Genomic DNA, 16,081 nt, shown 5'->3' with positions numbered 1-16,081 from the left:
GCATGTATCTCGTACAAGGTACCCTCATAAGCCAAACGGAGGCGGGCGACGTATTGGCCTCCTTACAAACCCAGCTAGCAACGACGCTAGCACAGCGGCTGGATAGCGAAACGGTATTGGCTTGTGCTGAAAGCTTTGCCCAATGGGTATTAAACGATAGCGACGCGCTTAATCTAGACACCGAAAGCCGCACTGCGCTGCACGGCTTCTGCCAGCGCGATACCTTGGCGACTAAGCTAGCCCGAGAATTGGGCGAAGCGCCATTTTCGCTCCGCCGCATTGATTACCGTAGCCCGCATTTCGAAAGCTGGCGGCCGCTGGGGTTGGTCGTCCATATCACGCCAACCAATTCGGCCTTACTACCTTTCTTCGCCATGTTAGAAAGCTTGCTAGTCGGCAATATCAATTGGCTGCGCCCTAGTAGCAGCGATAACGGGCGCACCGCTACGTTATTGGCAGCGTTTCTTCGCCATGACCGCACCGGCACATTGGCAGATTATCTCGCTGTATTACCTTGGCCCAATACTGATCTGGCCCGCATATTCAGCCGAGCTGATGCGGTGTCTGCTTGGGGTGGGGATACGGCACTGACCGCTATTCGGCAGCAATTACCCGCCGGCTGCCGCTGGATAGACTGGGGGCACCGCATCAGCTTTGCGTATGTAGTGCCCAGCGCTGCAAGCGAGGCGCAGCTCGATGCCGTAGCCGATGAAGTTTGTCGCTTTGACCAACAGGCGTGCTCCAGCCCGCAATGCATATTGGTAGATAGCGAAGACCCTGCCGTATTACGGGAAGTGGGCGAGCAGTTGGCCCAAGCACTCGCACGGCGTGCCCAGCAATGGCCTGGATTAATCCCTAGCGAGCAAGAGTCTGCCGAAATCAGCAGCCAGCTTGCGTTCGCACGGCTTGATCAAAGCTTCTCCGATGTACCAGGGCATGTTTGGCAGGGTGAGGGGTGGCGTATTATTTGGGCGCAAACAGCCGCCTTAGTGGCGTCGCCATTATTTCGCACGGTACAGCTACGGCCAGTGCCACGAGCACAGTTGGTAGAGACACTGCAAGCTTGGCGTACTCGGCTGCAGACCTGCGGCTTAGTAGCACATACCCATGATTTAGCACTATTGAGCCAGATGTTGCTAGCCGCCGGTGTGAGCCGTGTGACATCTGTGAGTGCGATGCACGATGGGTATGAAGGCGAGCCGCATGACGGTGTGTATGCTTTGGCACGGCTAACGCGTCGGGTATCGGTGAGTTTTGCGGCGGATGCGCTGCCGCACCACGTCACGCTTGACCACCTTCCAGCGGAGCCAGAAGGTTTAATTACACAGCCGATTATGGATAAGATTGCTTTCCAGCAAACGCCCATGACCGCGAATGCCCAACTATTCTTCCGTAGCGGCGGTAGCAGCGGCAAGCCCAAACTAGCGGGTTTCAGCTATCGCGATTATCACCGGCAAATGCAAGCTGCGGCAGATGGCTTGTTTGCAGCGGGCCTTGATCCGGCAAACGATCGAGTCATGAATTTGCTCTACGGCGGCAACCTGTATGGCGGCTTATTGAGCTTCTTCACCATTTTGGACAAATTGTCAGCGGTGCATTTCCCCATGGGCGGCCCGAGCGACGACGATTACAGCGAAATTGCCCAGCTGATTATCGACCAGCGCGTCAATACGCTCGTTGGCATGCCCGGCACGATTCACCGTTTATTTGTACGGGAAGAGGCTAGGCTGCGGGCTTACGGCGGCATCCAAAAAATCATGCTGGGCGGGGAACACTTGAATCCGCAACAGCGTGAGTTCTTGGCTGGATTCGGTGTGTCAATGATCTGTTCAGCCATTTATGGCTCCGTTGACGCCGGCCCATTAGGCCACAGCTGTGGTAATTCGCCCGATGGTGTATTCCATCTATTGGCCGATACCCAGTGGCTAGAAATTGTGGATACCGAGCAAGACCAAGCCGCTGCGCCAGGTGTGGCTGGCCGCTTATTATTTACCTCTCGTGCACGTGAGGGACAGGCGGTGACACGCTATGATCTCGGTGATTTGGGCCGCTGGGTGACGGGTCCGTGTAAATGTGGATTGCCCGCGCCGCGATTCGAGCTATGTGGCAGGCACGGCCAGTTGCTACGGGTGGGAACCGTCTTTTTCAACCCTACGCTCAATGCTAAGGCAATAGGCGTACCGCTACAGTTCTTGATTAACTACACCGCCAGTGGCAAAGAGCATCTAGTGGTACAAGCAGAGGGTGATATTGAACATGTCCGCCAATATTTAAGCCAGCACAGCGAGCTAGGAGAGGCACTGAATAGCGGGCTACTCGATATGAAGGTGATCCATAAGCGATCGACGGATTTCCAACGCCATCCACAAAGTGGCAAAACACCGCTGGTACTGGATCAGCGACAGCCCGCATTAAACAACACGGCCGAGCCTGCGGGCACTGCTTAAATCTGCACGTCATGACTTAATTTACCTCTCCACTGGGTAGCAATACCCAGATGGAGCGTGCAGATTAACTTAGACTCGCACCCACTCCCTTAGAACAGGCGCATCACAACAGGCCTTCCCGCCTGTAAAAATGAGCGCAACAACAAGCTACCATTTCGCCCTTTCTGCTGACGGATGCATGGGTAAAGTGAATTGACTGCTTGCAGGAAGCTATACAAATGACCCTTCTCATAGAACAGCTCGTGCAGTACGCACGCCAAAATTCCCCTTTCTATGCTGCGCTGTATCGAGACATCCCCCGCTCTGGTTGGCAACTACGCGACTTGCCACTGATCGACCCTGCTTTGTATTGGCAGCAGTCGCAAACATTGTCGTCCTGGCCAGCACTAACCGGCCCCATCATTGATGGCCATGTTTTTAAAACAGGGGGATCAACCGGGAATGGCAAGCTGTCGGTGTATTCCCGTGAGGAATGGCGTGATTTTGTGCGTGTTTTTGGCCAAGGAATGGGTTCACAACTCAACCCTGGCGACCGAGTAGCCAATTTGTTCTTTGCGGGCGATTTATACACCAGCTTCCTATTTATTCATGGTGCATTGGCGCACTCGCCCGTGCCCGTCTGCGAATACCCTTTTACCGGTGCGGTTGAGACCACGCTACTGGCTCAGGCGATTGAAACCCATCAAATCAATGTACTGGCTGGTGTGCCCGCTCAACTATTGCGTTTCGCCAGCCAATTGCTCGAGCGCGGTCAGGTGCTCAACAGCGTCACGCTGGTTCTGTATGGTGGCGAAAGTTTATTTGAAGAGCAGCTATCCATGCTTTCGCTGGCCTTACCGAACGCCCGCTACGCCTCAGTGGGCTGCGCCAGTGTTGATGCGGGTTTGATAGGAGCCAGTACACCAGATTGCCTATTAGGCGAGCACCATGTATTCGATGGTGACGCCTTAGTGGAAATCATCGACGAAACCACCGGCGAGCCCATTGAGGCGGTAGGTCAAACAGGCGTGTTGGTCGTGACCAACCTGCAACGGCGCTTGATGCCGCTGATTCGTTACCCAACCGGTGACTTAGCTGTTTGGTGTGAGCCGACTGACACCAAGCAACGCAAGTTTGCACTCCGTGGCCGTGCCAGTCAGGGCTATCGTGTACGGCTGGGTACGCTCTCGCTCTTCCCTGAGGAGATTGGTGGCATTGTGAAGGCGCATTTAGGCCCAGCGTCTTGGCAATTATTGCTGGCCCGCGCAGAAGGCATGGACCGCTTAACTCTGCGGGTTGCTCCGGATGGCGGCCTAAGCAACGCCGTGAAGGGAGCGCTTTATACTGCTTTATTGGAGAAATACCCAACGATGAATACCTTGTCACAAAGTGACCTGTTGCGCGTTGATATCGCTTGCCACACGGCTCACAATCTGACGTTTCATCCTCGCTCAGGCAAGTTATTGCGTGTGGTGGACCAGCGTTCCTATGTGGTTCAAACGGAGCAGCCAGCATGAGTAAATGGAACAAGTTTGCCGTTTCAATCCGTGGCTTCGTGCCAGAAGATGCCGACAAAGTGAGCGCCCTATTTCGCACGGTGTATGGTGACTGCTATGTATATCCGGATGTTTATCTACCCTCAATGATTTGCCGCAATAACGAGCAACAGCACTGGTATTCCGTTGTGGCCTGTGTGGAAGGCCAAATTGTTGGTCATGCCGTGCTGTGGATGCATAAGGATTGCCCAGATAGCGCCGAGCTGGCGCTCAATATTGTTCACCCCAGCGCACGCGGCATGGGCATTGCCACAACACTGGGGGCTTACCTGCGAGACTATGCGCGGGAATGCGGCCTGCGTACGTTGACAATCAAACAGGTCTCGTCCCACGCACAAAGCCAGCATTTAGCTCAGACATTGGGCTTCAAAACTACGGGTTTGCTATTGGATTATGTGGCCTCACCGTTTGGCAATGCGTGGCGTGAAAGCGTGGTGTTGGGCTGCCTGCCTTTGCAGCCCTCTCCTTTGCCTGACTTACCGTGGCCCTCATCCTGCCGAGACTGGCTTGGCCCTATCGAGCAAAATTTTGGCACACACTCCATAAGAGATTTCACTGCCGCCCCAGCCCCGATGGCGGTGGCAAGCCATGAGCACCGAATTGAGGTGACACTGACTGATTTGCACCCCGATAACGTGGATGAAGTCGCCCACATGCCTGAAAACCGCCTGATTTATCTCCGCATGCACCTAGACCAACATACGCCAGCAGCCATGCAACAGCTACGCCGCGCAGGTTTTGCATATGCCGGCTTTATGCCTGGCCCCGCTCAGGGGTGGTATGGCCTGATGCAGCGCGGCTACAATGCACATAAGCTGGAATTATGCTGCCCAATCGCCAGAAAACTGTACCAAGGCAGCCTCAAACAGCCTACAGAAATACTGACGGGTGCACGCCAGTAGCTGGTTTTAAAATTACTTTTACTCGGCCGACTAAACACCAAATTGATTATGGGAATATGAAAGAATAGATCACGGGATAGCATATGTAATGCTTGCAGCACAGTGAATGATAAAGGCCCTAGCAGCCTGTCGGACTTAAGCGATCGTAGCGAGGAAAAGGCCGGTTTGAGACAGATTTCGCGGGTTTTTGAGGCGAATAGCTGGCTATTCAACGAGAAAATGCGTGAAATATGGCCAAATCCGGCTTTTCCGTAGTAGATCAGTCTTAAGTCCGACAGGCTGCTAGAGCCCCCCCCACACATCAGTGAGCTTCGCCCCTTTAATCTTCGATTAGGACCCTTATCCCTCAACAAGTGCGATAAGAACCATTAGTAACTGATGTTACAACCCGCAGATTTTGCAGTTCCTGCAAAGCCTGCTGGGTTGCTTTGATAAAGAGCTTGGTAGCGCGAAGTGGTTAGCTTTGTGCTTGATCTTTAAGCTTTCTAGCTTGAACACCGCGTAAATCGACATAAATACAGAAGTGTTTTGCGTCATGACTCGGCGTTTAACTCCAAATCGCTACACACCACTACAGTAAGCCCGTGCTGCCATCTTTGTTTGTAAAGATTCGGCGGACCAAAATCACTTCCTGATCGAAGCCTTTTAGCCAGCCGTGCACCGCTTGTTGATCGAGCAATTCCAGCGAACTAATGTGGACAAAACGATCTTTTTTCTTGTCTCTTAAGGAAAAAGCCTCGATTTCTAGCTAAGAAATCGAGGCTTTTTTATGCTTCTCAGGCGATTTCTTTGAAAGGGTGTCGCCAAAGCAGAGCAAACGATCGAAAAAACATAACAGAATCTCGGAAAAAAACCGAAAAATGCTACTCGCTTGGCTTAAGTAAACAGCATTAGTCACTTGATCGTGGCTTACTTCTTGATCCAACGCATCGGCCAATCCTGCCGCAGTCGCCTTCCCGCAGCTTGCAATGAGAAAGTCACTACAGAGTTCAAGTTCTTTAGGCTTCATTCTGTAAGGTTAATGGATTCGGGCTCTGGGTGCGTAGCATCAGTCAATAAGTCACTTCAGTTTTTTCAAGTCAACTTATCTACCAAGGTTTTATTCATATTGATGAAAGCCGAACAAGGTGGCAAGATAGCCCACGTCAGTAAATATTGAATCTTTTCAATACGATACTTTCTGAAAAGGAGTTTAACTATGGGTTTGTGGCTAGCAATTGGAATAGGCGCAGGAACCGCCTTAGGCTTCACATTTGATAGCTTAGCGCTGGGTTTTGGCTTTGGTGCTATTTTTGGCGCAGCGTTTGGTGTGGTCTCTGACAAGCGCGCCAACGCCAAGAAAGCACCCCGCTCGCATACCAATTAATATCCAGCCCATCAACGGCATGTTTAGCACTTCGCCTTGGCCAGAATACCAAAGCCCCCTTTAACCTTGCCGTAAATTGCACCAATGCCTGCTTTTTAAATAACCATCAATTAGAGACCCATGCGGGCAATTTACACAGCCGTGTAAACAGCTTACAAGCAAAGCCATATAAAGACTTAATCTAGGGTCTGTTGACGTTTCATTCGCCATTGCACTGAGCCGGAAAACGGCTAGGCACAAGGCATGTGACGAAGGCAATAACGGGTTATTGTCGAGGAGCATAACGCAGTGAATGGCCATTTTCCGGCTCAGCCCTTCGAGTTTGGCCCATTTTTGGGGCTGCACGGCGTTAAAAATCGCTGGTGGCACTCGTACCATGTCGCCATTTTCTCCTTGTTCAGCCCCAAAACTGGGCCAAACGCAGCCGTGAATGAAACGTCAACAGACCCTAGCAGCCTGTCGGACTTAGCATCAGTCAGCTGCAAAATCACCTGATCGGCCTATATTTCACCAGATTTTTGACCAATAACTCGTATTAGCGCTGCAAATCCGGCAAAATCTGGTCTCGACCATGCGATGTTTCGCTTCGACCGTCTAAGGCCGACAGGCTGCTAGCTAATACCCCCTCCAATACTATGGCCACAATATGCATTTTTTCATTGAAACACCAAGGCTAATTTTGCGTGATTTTATAGCCGATGATTTGGCGGCATATACCGCATTATCCCAAAATGAAAAATATCAACGCTTTTATAGCGAAGTAGATTGCTCAAGTAGCAAAGCCACCCAGCTAGTCGGTTTATTCATTGAGCAAGCCGCAGAAACACCTAGAAACAAATTCCAGCTAGCTATGATCGACAAAACCAGCCAACAACTCATTGGCACGGCGGGATTAAGAGTAGAAGCAGACCAACAAGCCTCCATTGGCTGCGGCATTGCCAGGGCTTACCAAGGGGCCGGCCACGCCGCAGAAGCGATGTGTGCCTTAGTGGCTTACGGCTTTAAACAGCAAAACCTACATCGCATCTACGCAGAAACCATCGCCAACAACAAAGCCGCCATTGCGCTTTGCACCCAATTTGGCATGCGCGAAGAAGCGCGCTTTTTAGAACACCGCTATTTTAAAAACAAATGGTGGGACACCGTGATCTTGGCCATACTCAAAAGCGAGTGGCAAGCAAATTATTAAGCCGCGTCAGCAGCTTCTTGGGCGCAAAGATCACGGCAGCGTCTGCAGCTAATTTGTGGGCCAGCCAAGGCATGCCTGCTTAGGCTCTACACACCCCAACGGAGAAAGCAGCATAGAAGCACTGATTTTTTTCTTTGCCCCGTTAATTTGGCCATCCCACCTAGAAGAAAGAGCGCACGTGGCCGAACAAAAACGATACAAGCTGCGCGTGAATTTAAGCTTAGCCAAAGAATCAGACTTAGAGGCCTCCAAGCAGATTAATCAGCTAGCCAGCAACCCCTACACTTCAACGAGCAACAATATGCTGCAGATTAGGCAAGTAAGCCCACACGAAACCTCTCTATTAACGGGCTTAGTGGCTTTATTACAAAATGGTGTGCAGCATGGCGCATCCATAGGATTTTTAGCACCACTACCAGCCAGCGCGGCCTTGGCCTATTGGCAAAATGTTTTACAAAACCAAGGCCTAGTCCTTTGGATTGCCGAGCAAGACGAGCAAGTGATTGGCACCGCTCAATTGGACTTGTGCGGCAAAGAAAACGGCCAGCATCGGGCTGAAGTGCAAAAACTAATCGTTTTAAAAGAATACCGAGGCCAAGGCATTGCTAGCCAGCTGATGCAACACCTAGAGCAATTCGCCTACAGCCAAGGCCGCCATTTATTAGTACTGGATACGCAAACCGGCTCTGATGCAGAAACCCTTTACCAAAAACTAGGCTGGCAACGGGCGGGTGAGATTCCCGATTTTGCAGCCAATCCCTCTGGAGAACTAGCGCCAACTTCGCTTTACTTCAAGCAGCTATCAAATAAACCGTAATTTAACAAATCGACCATTGGAATATCCATGCGCCTCATTATTGCTATATTTCTACCCTTTCTTGCTTTTTTTACTATTGGCCGCCCTTTTGCAGGGATTTTTTGCCTTATTTTGCAAATCACCTTAATTGGTTGGCTACCTGCGGCAATTTGGGCAGTTTATGCACTCAGTCAATTTAAAACCGACCAAAAAATAGAAAGAGCTTTAGCCAATAAAAAAGACTAACAATAGCCTCCTCTTCAATCATTATCCACAGGCAGGTTTAGTCAACTATGGCACGTAATATAGAAATTAAAGCGCACATCGATAGCATTGCCGCGCTTATCCCGATACTTGAATCGCTTAGCAATACCGCGCCCATTGAGATTATTCAAGACGATACTTTCTTTGCCTGCGAAAATGGCCGCTTAAAATTGCGGGCTTTTACAGATGGCAGTGGCAAGCTTATCTTTTATCGCCGCGCCAATCGGCTCGGCCCTAAGGAATCGTTTTATGTTATTTCCACTACGGCAGAGCCAGATGCGCTAAGGGAAGTGCTCGCTTATTCCAATGGCAAAATTGGCCGAGTAGAAAAACATCGCACCTTCTATCTATGTGGACGTACCCGTGTGCATTTGGACCGAGTAAAAGGTTTAGGTGAGTTTTTAGAGCTGGAAGTGGTGTTAGCAGAAAACGAAACCGCCGAAGCGGGCCAAGTAGAAGCGCAGCAATTAATGGCAAAGCTGGGCATTCAGGCTGAGCAGCTCATTGAAATCGCTTATTTAGATTTGCTCGCGGCAAAAAACCACACTTAAATCCCCAGCCACATTGACAATACTTAGCAAAATGTCCGCCATCAGTATGCTGCTTATAGACAGAACCCTTACATTCACTGCGATTTTCTGCATTCCCCCTATACTTCTTGCTGTAAAATCTTTCACTTAGCCGAGGGTGCAGCAATGAGCCGCAAGATTTATGTCAATCTAGCTGTAAAAAGTCTGGAAGAATCCATCGCGTTTTTTACCCAGCTGGGTTTTAATTTTAACCCGCAGTTTTCTGACAGCAGCGCCAGTTGCCTGATGATTTCAGATGATATTTTTGTCATGCTCTTAAGCGAGGCTAGATTTCTTTCCTTCACCCCCAAGATGCTGTGTAATACCCAGACGCATACCGAAATGCTGCTTTGCCTATCCTGCGATAGCCGCGAAGAAGTAGACCAAATCGTCCGTAAAGCCGTCACAGCGGGTGGCGCAATGTATAACGAAGCACAAGACCATGGCTTTATGTATGCCCACGGTTTTCAGGATTTAGATGGGCATATCTGGGAATTAATATATATGGATGCAGGCTTAGCACTATAAAAAGCCTGCCTAGCACTAAATAAGGATGATAATGAGCTCTACGACACGCTGCGCACTTTCCATCAATGTCAACAAAGTAGCGCTGCTGCGCAATACGCGCCATCTAAGCATTCCTAGCGTAGTGAAAGCAGCAGAGCTGTGCCTGCAAGCTGGCGCACAGGGCATCACCGTTCACCCTAGGCCAGATGCGCGCCATATTCGCAGCGACGATGTAAGCGATCTTGCCACCCTGCTCAAAGCATGGCCGCAGGCTGAATACAATATCGAAGGGAATCCCACCCAAAACTTGATGGATTTTATCCGTAAATTTCGCCCGCATCAGGCGACATTCGTGCCCGATGGCGAAGACCAATTCACCTCCAACTTTGGCTGGAGCCTACCCGAGGACATGAACAAACTACGCCCACTCATTGCCGAATGTAAGGCACTAGGCGTTAGAGTGAGTTTGTTTATGGATCCAAATCCAGAAGCGATGCCCTTGGTGGCAGCGCTGGGCGCTGAGCGTATCGAGCTTTACACAGAGACCTACGCCAACGCCTATGGTAGCGGGCAAGAAGCCAGCGTACTAGCGGGCTTTACCGCTACAGCAGAGGCCGCTTTGGCGGCAGGGCTGGGTATAAACGCGGGGCACGATCTAAACTGCGACAATCTGACACGCTTTTTAAAAGCCGTGCCTGGTGTGCAAGAAGTATCCATCGGCCACGCTTTTATTGCCGATGCACTGGAGCTGGGTTACACCAAAGCAGTGAATGCGTATCAGGCGTGCATTGATAAAGCTTACGATTAACAGCCGCTTATTATAAGTGCGTGGGCGCAGCAAACCCCTCACACACGCAACATCGTTTTTCCCAGCAACCACCACAGCCACCAATGTAGGTAAACATGAAAACCACCCTAATCTGCCTAGCCCTTACCCTAAGCGCATGCGGCCCCAGCCCACAAAAAATTGCCGAACCTCAACGTGAAGCCCTAGATAAAGCCAAGGCCGTTGAGGGCATCATGCTAAAGCAATCTGCCGAACAAGCCTCTGCTGCGGCGGCTGCCGAAACCAATTAAACCAAATGGGAATTCTTCTCTAGGCACGGCGGCCTAAAAACGCCAGACTGCTGCACTGCCCACCGACCATGCTTACATACAATGCCCGCTAACACACTAATAACCCAATTGACTTGGCGCACGATGCTCCTGCCCTTAGCTTTGGTATTGTTTGAATTTTCCACTTATATCGCCAACGATATGATTTTGCCGGGCATGCTGGCAGTTACGCGGGAATTTAATGCGGGGCCACAATGGGTGCCTACCTCAATGACGGCTTATTTAGTGGGTGGCGCATCTTTACAATGGCTGCTTGGCCCATTGTCAGATCGAATTGGCCGCAGACCGGTGATGCTATATGGCGTAGCCTTTTTTATCACCACGTGTTTACTCACCCTCTTTACCCACTCTATTGAGCAATTTATTGTTTTACGGGTATTTCAAGGCGTAGGCATGTGCTTCATTGGCGCAGTGGGCTATGCGCTGGTGCAAGAATCCTTCGACGAAAAAACTGCAATTAAAGTCACGGCGCTCATGGCCAATGTCGCCATGATTGCCCCTTTACTTGGCCCTTTAGCAGGCGCGATTATGATGGAGCTAGCGCCTTGGCGAATGATTTTTGTGTTAATTGCGGCGGTGGCTTTTGTATCCTTTATTGGGCTTTGGCACGCTCTGCCCAGAATCGTCCCCAATAAAAACCTATCCCCTTTTACTTATCGTGCGGTTTGGCAAGATTATAAAAATGTATTTAGTAATACACATTTTTTAACTGGCGCTTTAGCAATGGGCTTATGTAGTGTGCCATTGCTAACTTGGATTGGCATTTCGCCGGTTATTTTAATTGGCGATGCAGGCTTATCACCGATTGAATTTGGTTATTGGCAAATCCCTGTATTTGCCGCTTTAATTATTGGCAATTTCACCCTCGCCAAGCTAAGCAATCACCTGCCAGTGCGCAGAATGATAGGCTTGGGCCTGATCCCTCAGGTGTTTGGTTTAAGCTTTTGCTTTATCGCCATGCTTTTCGCGCCTAGTCACTATATTTATCTAGTGATCGGCATTAGCTTTTACGCTTTTGGCTGCGGGCTGGTTAATGCAGGCTTATTTAGGCTGGTGTTGTTCTCTAGCGATGTCAGCAAAGGCACGGTAGCTGCAGCCTTTGGGATGATTACCATGGGCGTGTATAGCCTTGGCATTGAGGGAGTTAAAGCTGGGCATTTACTGGCTGGCAATCGCTTTTTTGCTAGCGCCCTACTTATTGTTGGTGGTGTGTTTATATTTGCGCTGAAAAAATTCATGGATAAACATCAGCGCATTTCTAACGCAACCATCTCCTAAGGCCGATATGGATTTTTTAGCCGCGCACGGCCTTCCTGCACGCTGGCAAGGCCAGCCTAGCTTCACTTTTTTGCAATTTGACTTTGCCAATGCCCAAGGCTTTTTGCAAACATGGCAAGCATGGCAAAAAGATCAAAAACGTAGCCAACGCCTGCATTACTTAGCCTTTGTTAGCCACAAAACACCACCGGCCTGCCCCCATCCCGATCTAGCCGAGTTTTACGCCACACTCATACAAAACTGGCCCACATTATGCAAAGGTTTTCAGCGCCTGCATTTTGTGGCGGGTTATGTGATATTGACGCTGATTTGGGGCGATACGCTCAACCAATTACGCAGCGTCAACGCCACAATTAATGCGATTGATCTCAATGCCCCCACTCGCCCCGCGCACTACAAAGCACTGTGGCGGTTATCGAGTACCAATACCCAACTCGTCGCCTATAACAACGCCGATGCCGCATTACAAAAAAGTAGCGGCTTTGGCATGGTTAAGCACGGCGATTATTACGCAGGTTTTTGTACTCGCCCCCCTATCGATAAATCTAACAAGTACCCGCATCAAGCGCTGATTATTGGCGCAGGTTTGGCGGGCACCAGCATCGCCGAGCGCTTAGCGAGCCGTGGCTGGCTTGTTGATATCATTGATGCCGCTGCGAACGTAGCGACGAAATCCTCCGGCAACCACGCGGGATTATTTCACCCAAGCGCCAGCCTCGATGACAATTATGCTGCAAGGCTTAGCCGCGCTGGCTGTGCAGAAACCCAGCAACATCTTCAACGTCTAAAACAAGCCAAGCTTGAGGTGTTTTTTGGTAACGATGGCATTCTGCAAATTGCCAAAAACGATGCGCAAGCTGTGCTGATGCAAGAAATCGCCCAACAATACCCTGCCAGCTTATTAAAGTGGCTTAGCCAAAACGATGCCGAGGTGCAGCTTGGCGCACGCCCAAGTCACGGTGGCTGGTGGTTTTCTCAGGGTGGCTGGGCCAATCCAGCCAGCATTTGTCAGGCCAACCTAGCCCGCTGGCCCAAGCGAATAACCACGCACTTTGGGCATAAAGTAGATCGCATTCATCAAACCACAGAAGGTTGGCAGGCCATTGCCGCAGATGGCAGTGTTATTGCAAGTAGCCCTGTATTGATTATTGCCAATGCCACCGAAGCACTCGATTTACTGACAGAGTTAGAGCTCCCCCTTAGCAAAACGCTCAGAAGCACCAGTCTTATTGCAGATTTTGAGCACCCAAAATACAACTTAAGCGGCTCAGGCTATTTAACCGCCGCGTTTCAAGGCTACCGCTGCATTGGCGCAGCTGAGATAAAAGATAATGATTTAAATGCTGCAGCCACCAATAATTTAGCGGAATTACACGCTTTACTACCTGATTTAGCCACAAAAACAACCCACAGCAGCCGCGCCTGTTATCGTCCCAATAGCCTTGATCGGCTTCCTTTAGTTGGTGCCTTGCACGACCCCAAAAACATACCCATGGCGCTGCATCAATTACATCAAATTCCTAGGCAAAAAGGGCTATATGGCTTACTAGGATTAGGCTCGCGCGGCCTCAGCTGGGCAATCATTGCCGCCGAAGTACTAGCCTGCCAGTTAAATAACGACCCGGCCCCCCTCGAAGCCGATTTAATACATGCCCTTGACCCCTCGCGATTTTTACTCAGAAAACATCGTAGAAGCTTGAAAAACCTGTCGACTGGTTTGCAGCAAACTAAATAATAATTACACCTCTTTAGCATAAACTACGTCAAAACCCATAACAACTTACCGGTCATGCTATTGAGGCACCCGTCTAGCGGCTAAAGCCTCACTAAGCACTTACAAACATAAAGCGCGACCTATCCTGCAATTAACAATGTAGGAGGTTTATCATGCGCAGCATCATCCCCATCCTAGCCCTTGGATTGTGCTTTCTTCACACCGAGTCACGCGCAGATATCAATGACATTCTTGGCTTACAGCAAGCCATTAATAACTTTTGCGGCGTACGAATGAATGTAATTCTAGTAGATGAATCACATAGCAATCCGCCATGCATAATGACTTACTCCGATGGCTGCGAAGAAGCTCAGCCCAATACACCACAAAGCTGCCTTGTGGTGATGAGCAAAGACAATGCCCAAGCAGCCGATGGCAAAGTGGTCAGCGTGTCGTGGTAGCTTCGCTAATCTGCTGCTGAACCAGCTCTCCTAGACGTTCAATTGCATGGTCGTGCCGTGCGCCCCACGGCTCATTGCAGCAGATACGCAAACAGTTGCGATAGCTGTGACTGGGTGAGAACAAAGGACCAGGGGTAAAGCTTATCCCCTCCCTTAAAGCATGCTGAAGCAGCAATAAAGTATCGACGACGGCATTTAATTCAATCCAAAAAACATAACCGCCTTGCGGCACATGCAGGCGCGTATCGCTTGGAAAAAACCGCTCAATCGCCGCCACCGCGAGCATAACCTGATCAAAGCAAGCACGGCGCAGGCGGCGCAAATGATGATCATAACCGCCACTCTCTAAAAATTTAGCAATGGTTCTTTGCAGGGGCATCGCATTAGAAAAGGTATTAATAAACTTAAGCTGCTCTACTTTTTGATGATGGCGCCCAGCCACCACCCAACCAATTCTAAAGCCCGGAGCAACGGTTTTAGTAAAAGAAGAAATCAGCATCACATTACCTTCTTTATCAAAAGCTTTTGCTGGCCGAGGCCTATCCCCTTTGTAATAAAACTCGCCGTATAAATCGTCCTCAATTAAAGGAATATGCCGCTCTGCCAGTAACTCCACCAAACGTTTTTTATTTTCATCCGGCATTAAACTCCCTAATGGATTAGAAAAATTAGGGAGCAATACACAGGCTTTTACTTCACCACTGCGTGTGGCTAATTCCAGCGCCTCAATGGATATGCCCGTTTGTGGATGCGTAGGGATTTCTAGCGCTTTAAGCTGAAAGCTTTCTAATATCTGCAATAAACCAAAATACGCGGGCGATTCAATCGCCACAACATCCCCTGGCTGAGTCACCGCTCTTAAACATAAATTAAGCGCTTCAATGGCCCCTTGGGTAATCAGTATTTCTTCCGCCTCAAATTGGCCCCCCCAATTCAATGCACGACGGGCAATTTGACGGCGTAATTCCACATCACCCGCGGGGCGACCATAATCTGCAATCAGCTCCGGCGAATGTCGAGTCACTTGCGCCAATAAACGCTGCAATTGCTGATTAGGAAACAATGCGGGGGCTAAAATAGCGAAGCCGAAATCAATTTTAATAGCATGCAAACGTGCCAAAGTAGCGGGCAGCCACATAGGATCAACCACCACTTGCCGCGCTTGCTGCGGAGGCTGGGTTAGCTCTGGGGCAGAAAAACCATTGCGATGCTTTTGTACATAAAAACCAGACTGAGGACGTGCTTCGATTAAGCCGCGGTCTTCTAGCTCACGGTAAGCTTCCATTACGGTAGAAAGGCTAACCTGCCGCTGCGCGGATAGCTTACGAATAGAGGGGAGTTTTTCGCCTAACTGCAATACGCCAGATTGAATGGCCTGAGCCAATTCACCTGCCAATTGAAAATACAGCGTTTCAGTTTTACGCCGCTGATTAGCGTTAGGTAAAGAGAGATCAGTCATCACAAACTCCATAGATGACCTTACTATATCTTAGCCCGAGCAAGGATTACAGTGGCAAAAAAAGATAAATATTTTAAAAGTGTACCGCTAAGTCATCTACTGGATAAATACAAGACATGCAGCTATTTCACCGCACTAGCCCCTGCTGGCGCAGGTGTAGTTGGAGTAGAAACAATGGGGTGATCTTTATCTAAAACTTGGAAAAAAACCTCATCCTGACGAATCATGCCTAATTCATTCCGCCCACGCTCTTCAATCGCATCTGAGCCGGTTTTTAAATCGCGCACATCCGCATCTAATGCGTCATTACGCTCTTTTAATTTTTCATTCTGTAGTTTTTTTTCGACAAGCTGATGATCAAGCTGCCATACGCGCAACCAACTGCCTTTGCCCACCCAAAGGGGCCATTGCAAAGCAGCAATCATGATGGAAAATACAATAGCAAGCAGGCGCATAGTTAGATTCTAAATAGAAGAAA

The 16,081-nt window shown here is 49.7% G+C and carries 17 protein-coding genes; 14 read left to right on the top strand and 3 right to left on the bottom strand.

Annotated features, from left to right (window positions below; genetic code table 11):
• Positions 1-2: 2 nt before the first annotated feature.
• From C1H71_RS17795 to C1H71_RS17785, 3 genes are all read left to right on the top strand, one after another.
• A complete protein-coding gene (locus tag C1H71_RS17795) occupies positions 3-2,447 on the top strand; it encodes an acyl-CoA reductase (RefSeq protein ID WP_130107757.1) in 2,445 nt (814 codons plus the stop codon).
• A gap of 218 nt (positions 2,448-2,665) precedes the next feature.
• Entirely contained in the window at positions 2,666-3,943 is a 1,278-nt protein-coding gene (locus C1H71_RS17790; protein ID WP_130107756.1) for a phenylacetate--CoA ligase family protein, read from the top strand.
• Positions 3,940-4,884 (top strand): GNAT family N-acetyltransferase, encoded by a 945-nt coding sequence (locus C1H71_RS17785; RefSeq protein WP_130107755.1) that lies wholly within the window; start codon positions 3,940-3,942, stop codon positions 4,882-4,884. The genes C1H71_RS17790 and C1H71_RS17785 overlap by 4 nt, the downstream gene beginning before the upstream one ends.
• Before the next feature lie 748 nt (positions 4,885-5,632).
• Here C1H71_RS17785 and C1H71_RS21130 read toward each other — a convergent pair.
• Positions 5,633-5,893, bottom strand: coding sequence for a hypothetical protein (locus C1H71_RS21130; protein WP_130107754.1), 261 nt, complete (start codon positions 5,891-5,893; stop codon positions 5,633-5,635).
• A gap of 189 nt (positions 5,894-6,082) precedes the next feature.
• Here C1H71_RS21130 and C1H71_RS20795 point away from each other — a divergent pair, with 189 nt between their 5' ends.
• From C1H71_RS20795 to C1H71_RS17735, 11 genes are all read left to right on the top strand, one after another.
• The gene (locus C1H71_RS20795) at positions 6,083-6,250 is read left to right on the top strand and encodes a hypothetical protein (RefSeq protein WP_188053393.1); all 168 of its coding nucleotides are present in this window, start codon (positions 6,083-6,085) and stop codon (positions 6,248-6,250) included.
• Between the two features lie 646 nt (positions 6,251-6,896).
• Positions 6,897-7,439, top strand: coding sequence for a GNAT family N-acetyltransferase (locus C1H71_RS17775; protein WP_130107753.1), 543 nt, complete (start codon positions 6,897-6,899; stop codon positions 7,437-7,439).
• A gap of 178 nt (positions 7,440-7,617) precedes the next feature.
• Positions 7,618-8,256: a GNAT family N-acetyltransferase gene (locus C1H71_RS17770; RefSeq protein WP_262488320.1), complete on the top strand. Its 639-nt coding sequence runs from the start codon at positions 7,618-7,620 to the stop codon at positions 8,254-8,256.
• A gap of 27 nt (positions 8,257-8,283) precedes the next feature.
• Entirely contained in the window at positions 8,284-8,481 is a 198-nt protein-coding gene (locus tag C1H71_RS17765) for a YqaE/Pmp3 family membrane protein (RefSeq protein ID WP_130107752.1), read from the top strand.
• A gap of 47 nt (positions 8,482-8,528) precedes the next feature.
• On the top strand, positions 8,529-9,050 hold the full coding sequence (locus C1H71_RS17760; RefSeq protein ID WP_130107751.1) for a class IV adenylate cyclase: 522 nt from the start codon (positions 8,529-8,531) through the stop codon (positions 9,048-9,050).
• Positions 9,051-9,194: 144 nt separating this feature from the next.
• Positions 9,195-9,596 carry a VOC family protein gene (locus C1H71_RS17755; protein ID WP_130107750.1) on the top strand — a complete coding sequence of 134 codons (402 nt, stop codon included), beginning with the start codon at positions 9,195-9,197 and terminating at the stop codon, positions 9,594-9,596.
• A 31-nt stretch (positions 9,597-9,627) separates the two neighbouring features.
• Positions 9,628-10,383 carry a pyridoxine 5'-phosphate synthase gene (locus C1H71_RS17750; RefSeq protein WP_188053391.1) on the top strand — a complete coding sequence of 252 codons (756 nt, stop codon included), beginning with the start codon at positions 9,628-9,630 and terminating at the stop codon, positions 10,381-10,383.
• A gap of 95 nt (positions 10,384-10,478) precedes the next feature.
• Positions 10,479-10,652, top strand: a complete 174-nt coding sequence (locus tag C1H71_RS20790; RefSeq protein WP_188053389.1) for a hypothetical protein — start codon at positions 10,479-10,481, stop codon at positions 10,650-10,652.
• A gap of 81 nt (positions 10,653-10,733) precedes the next feature.
• Positions 10,734-11,969: an MFS transporter gene (locus C1H71_RS17745; protein ID WP_130107749.1), complete on the top strand. Its 1,236-nt coding sequence runs from the start codon at positions 10,734-10,736 to the stop codon at positions 11,967-11,969.
• A 7-nt stretch (positions 11,970-11,976) separates the two neighbouring features.
• Positions 11,977-13,704 (top strand): FAD-dependent 5-carboxymethylaminomethyl-2-thiouridine(34) oxidoreductase MnmC, encoded by a 1,728-nt coding sequence (mnmC, locus tag C1H71_RS17740; protein ID WP_130107748.1) that lies wholly within the window; start codon positions 11,977-11,979, stop codon positions 13,702-13,704.
• Positions 13,705-13,856: 152 nt separating this feature from the next.
• Positions 13,857-14,144: a hypothetical protein gene (locus C1H71_RS17735; protein ID WP_130107747.1), complete on the top strand. Its 288-nt coding sequence runs from the start codon at positions 13,857-13,859 to the stop codon at positions 14,142-14,144.
• On the opposite strand, the gene C1H71_RS17730 is transcribed toward C1H71_RS17735, so the two are convergent.
• Positions 14,128-15,603, bottom strand: coding sequence for an aminotransferase-like domain-containing protein (locus C1H71_RS17730; protein ID WP_188053387.1), 1,476 nt, complete (start codon positions 15,601-15,603; stop codon positions 14,128-14,130). The genes C1H71_RS17735 and C1H71_RS17730 overlap by 17 nt on opposite strands.
• 122 nt (positions 15,604-15,725) lie before the next feature.
• Entirely contained in the window at positions 15,726-16,058 is a 333-nt protein-coding gene (ftsB, locus tag C1H71_RS17725) for a cell division protein FtsB (protein ID WP_130107745.1), read from the bottom strand.
• Positions 16,059-16,081 lie beyond the last annotated feature (23 nt).

It is taken from the genome of Iodobacter fluviatilis, from assembly GCF_004194535.1.
Lineage (GTDB): Bacteria > Pseudomonadota > Gammaproteobacteria > Burkholderiales > Chitinibacteraceae > Iodobacter > Iodobacter fluviatilis_A.
The sequence above is the reverse complement of the archived record's forward strand: the minus strand, read 5'-3'. Positions and strand labels throughout refer to the sequence as shown.

Coding starts and splice junctions, on each gene's coding strand:
- C1H71_RS17795 (WP_130107757.1), top strand. CDS start 3: ATGTATCTCGTACAAGGTACCCTCATAAGCCAAACGGAGGCGGGCGAC.
- C1H71_RS17790 (WP_130107756.1), top strand. CDS start 2,666: ATGACCCTTCTCATAGAACAGCTCGTGCAGTACGCACGCCAAAATTCC.
- C1H71_RS17785 (WP_130107755.1), top strand. CDS start 3,940: ATGAGTAAATGGAACAAGTTTGCCGTTTCAATCCGTGGCTTCGTGCCA.
- C1H71_RS21130 (WP_130107754.1), bottom strand. CDS start 5,893: ATGAAGCCTAAAGAACTTGAACTCTGTAGTGACTTTCTCATTGCAAGC.
- C1H71_RS20795 (WP_188053393.1), top strand. CDS start 6,083: ATGGGTTTGTGGCTAGCAATTGGAATAGGCGCAGGAACCGCCTTAGGC.
- C1H71_RS17775 (WP_130107753.1), top strand. CDS start 6,897: ATGCATTTTTTCATTGAAACACCAAGGCTAATTTTGCGTGATTTTATA.
- C1H71_RS17765 (WP_130107752.1), top strand. CDS start 8,284: ATGCGCCTCATTATTGCTATATTTCTACCCTTTCTTGCTTTTTTTACT.
- C1H71_RS17760 (WP_130107751.1), top strand. CDS start 8,529: ATGGCACGTAATATAGAAATTAAAGCGCACATCGATAGCATTGCCGCG.
- C1H71_RS17755 (WP_130107750.1), top strand. CDS start 9,195: ATGAGCCGCAAGATTTATGTCAATCTAGCTGTAAAAAGTCTGGAAGAA.
- C1H71_RS17750 (WP_188053391.1), top strand. CDS start 9,628: ATGAGCTCTACGACACGCTGCGCACTTTCCATCAATGTCAACAAAGTA.
- C1H71_RS20790 (WP_188053389.1), top strand. CDS start 10,479: ATGAAAACCACCCTAATCTGCCTAGCCCTTACCCTAAGCGCATGCGGC.
- C1H71_RS17745 (WP_130107749.1), top strand. CDS start 10,734: ATGCCCGCTAACACACTAATAACCCAATTGACTTGGCGCACGATGCTC.
- mnmC (WP_130107748.1), top strand. CDS start 11,977: ATGGATTTTTTAGCCGCGCACGGCCTTCCTGCACGCTGGCAAGGCCAG.
- C1H71_RS17735 (WP_130107747.1), top strand. CDS start 13,857: ATGCGCAGCATCATCCCCATCCTAGCCCTTGGATTGTGCTTTCTTCAC.
- C1H71_RS17730 (WP_188053387.1), bottom strand. CDS start 15,603: ATGACTGATCTCTCTTTACCTAACGCTAATCAGCGGCGTAAAACTGAA.
- ftsB (WP_130107745.1), bottom strand. CDS start 16,058: ATGCGCCTGCTTGCTATTGTATTTTCCATCATGATTGCTGCTTTGCAA.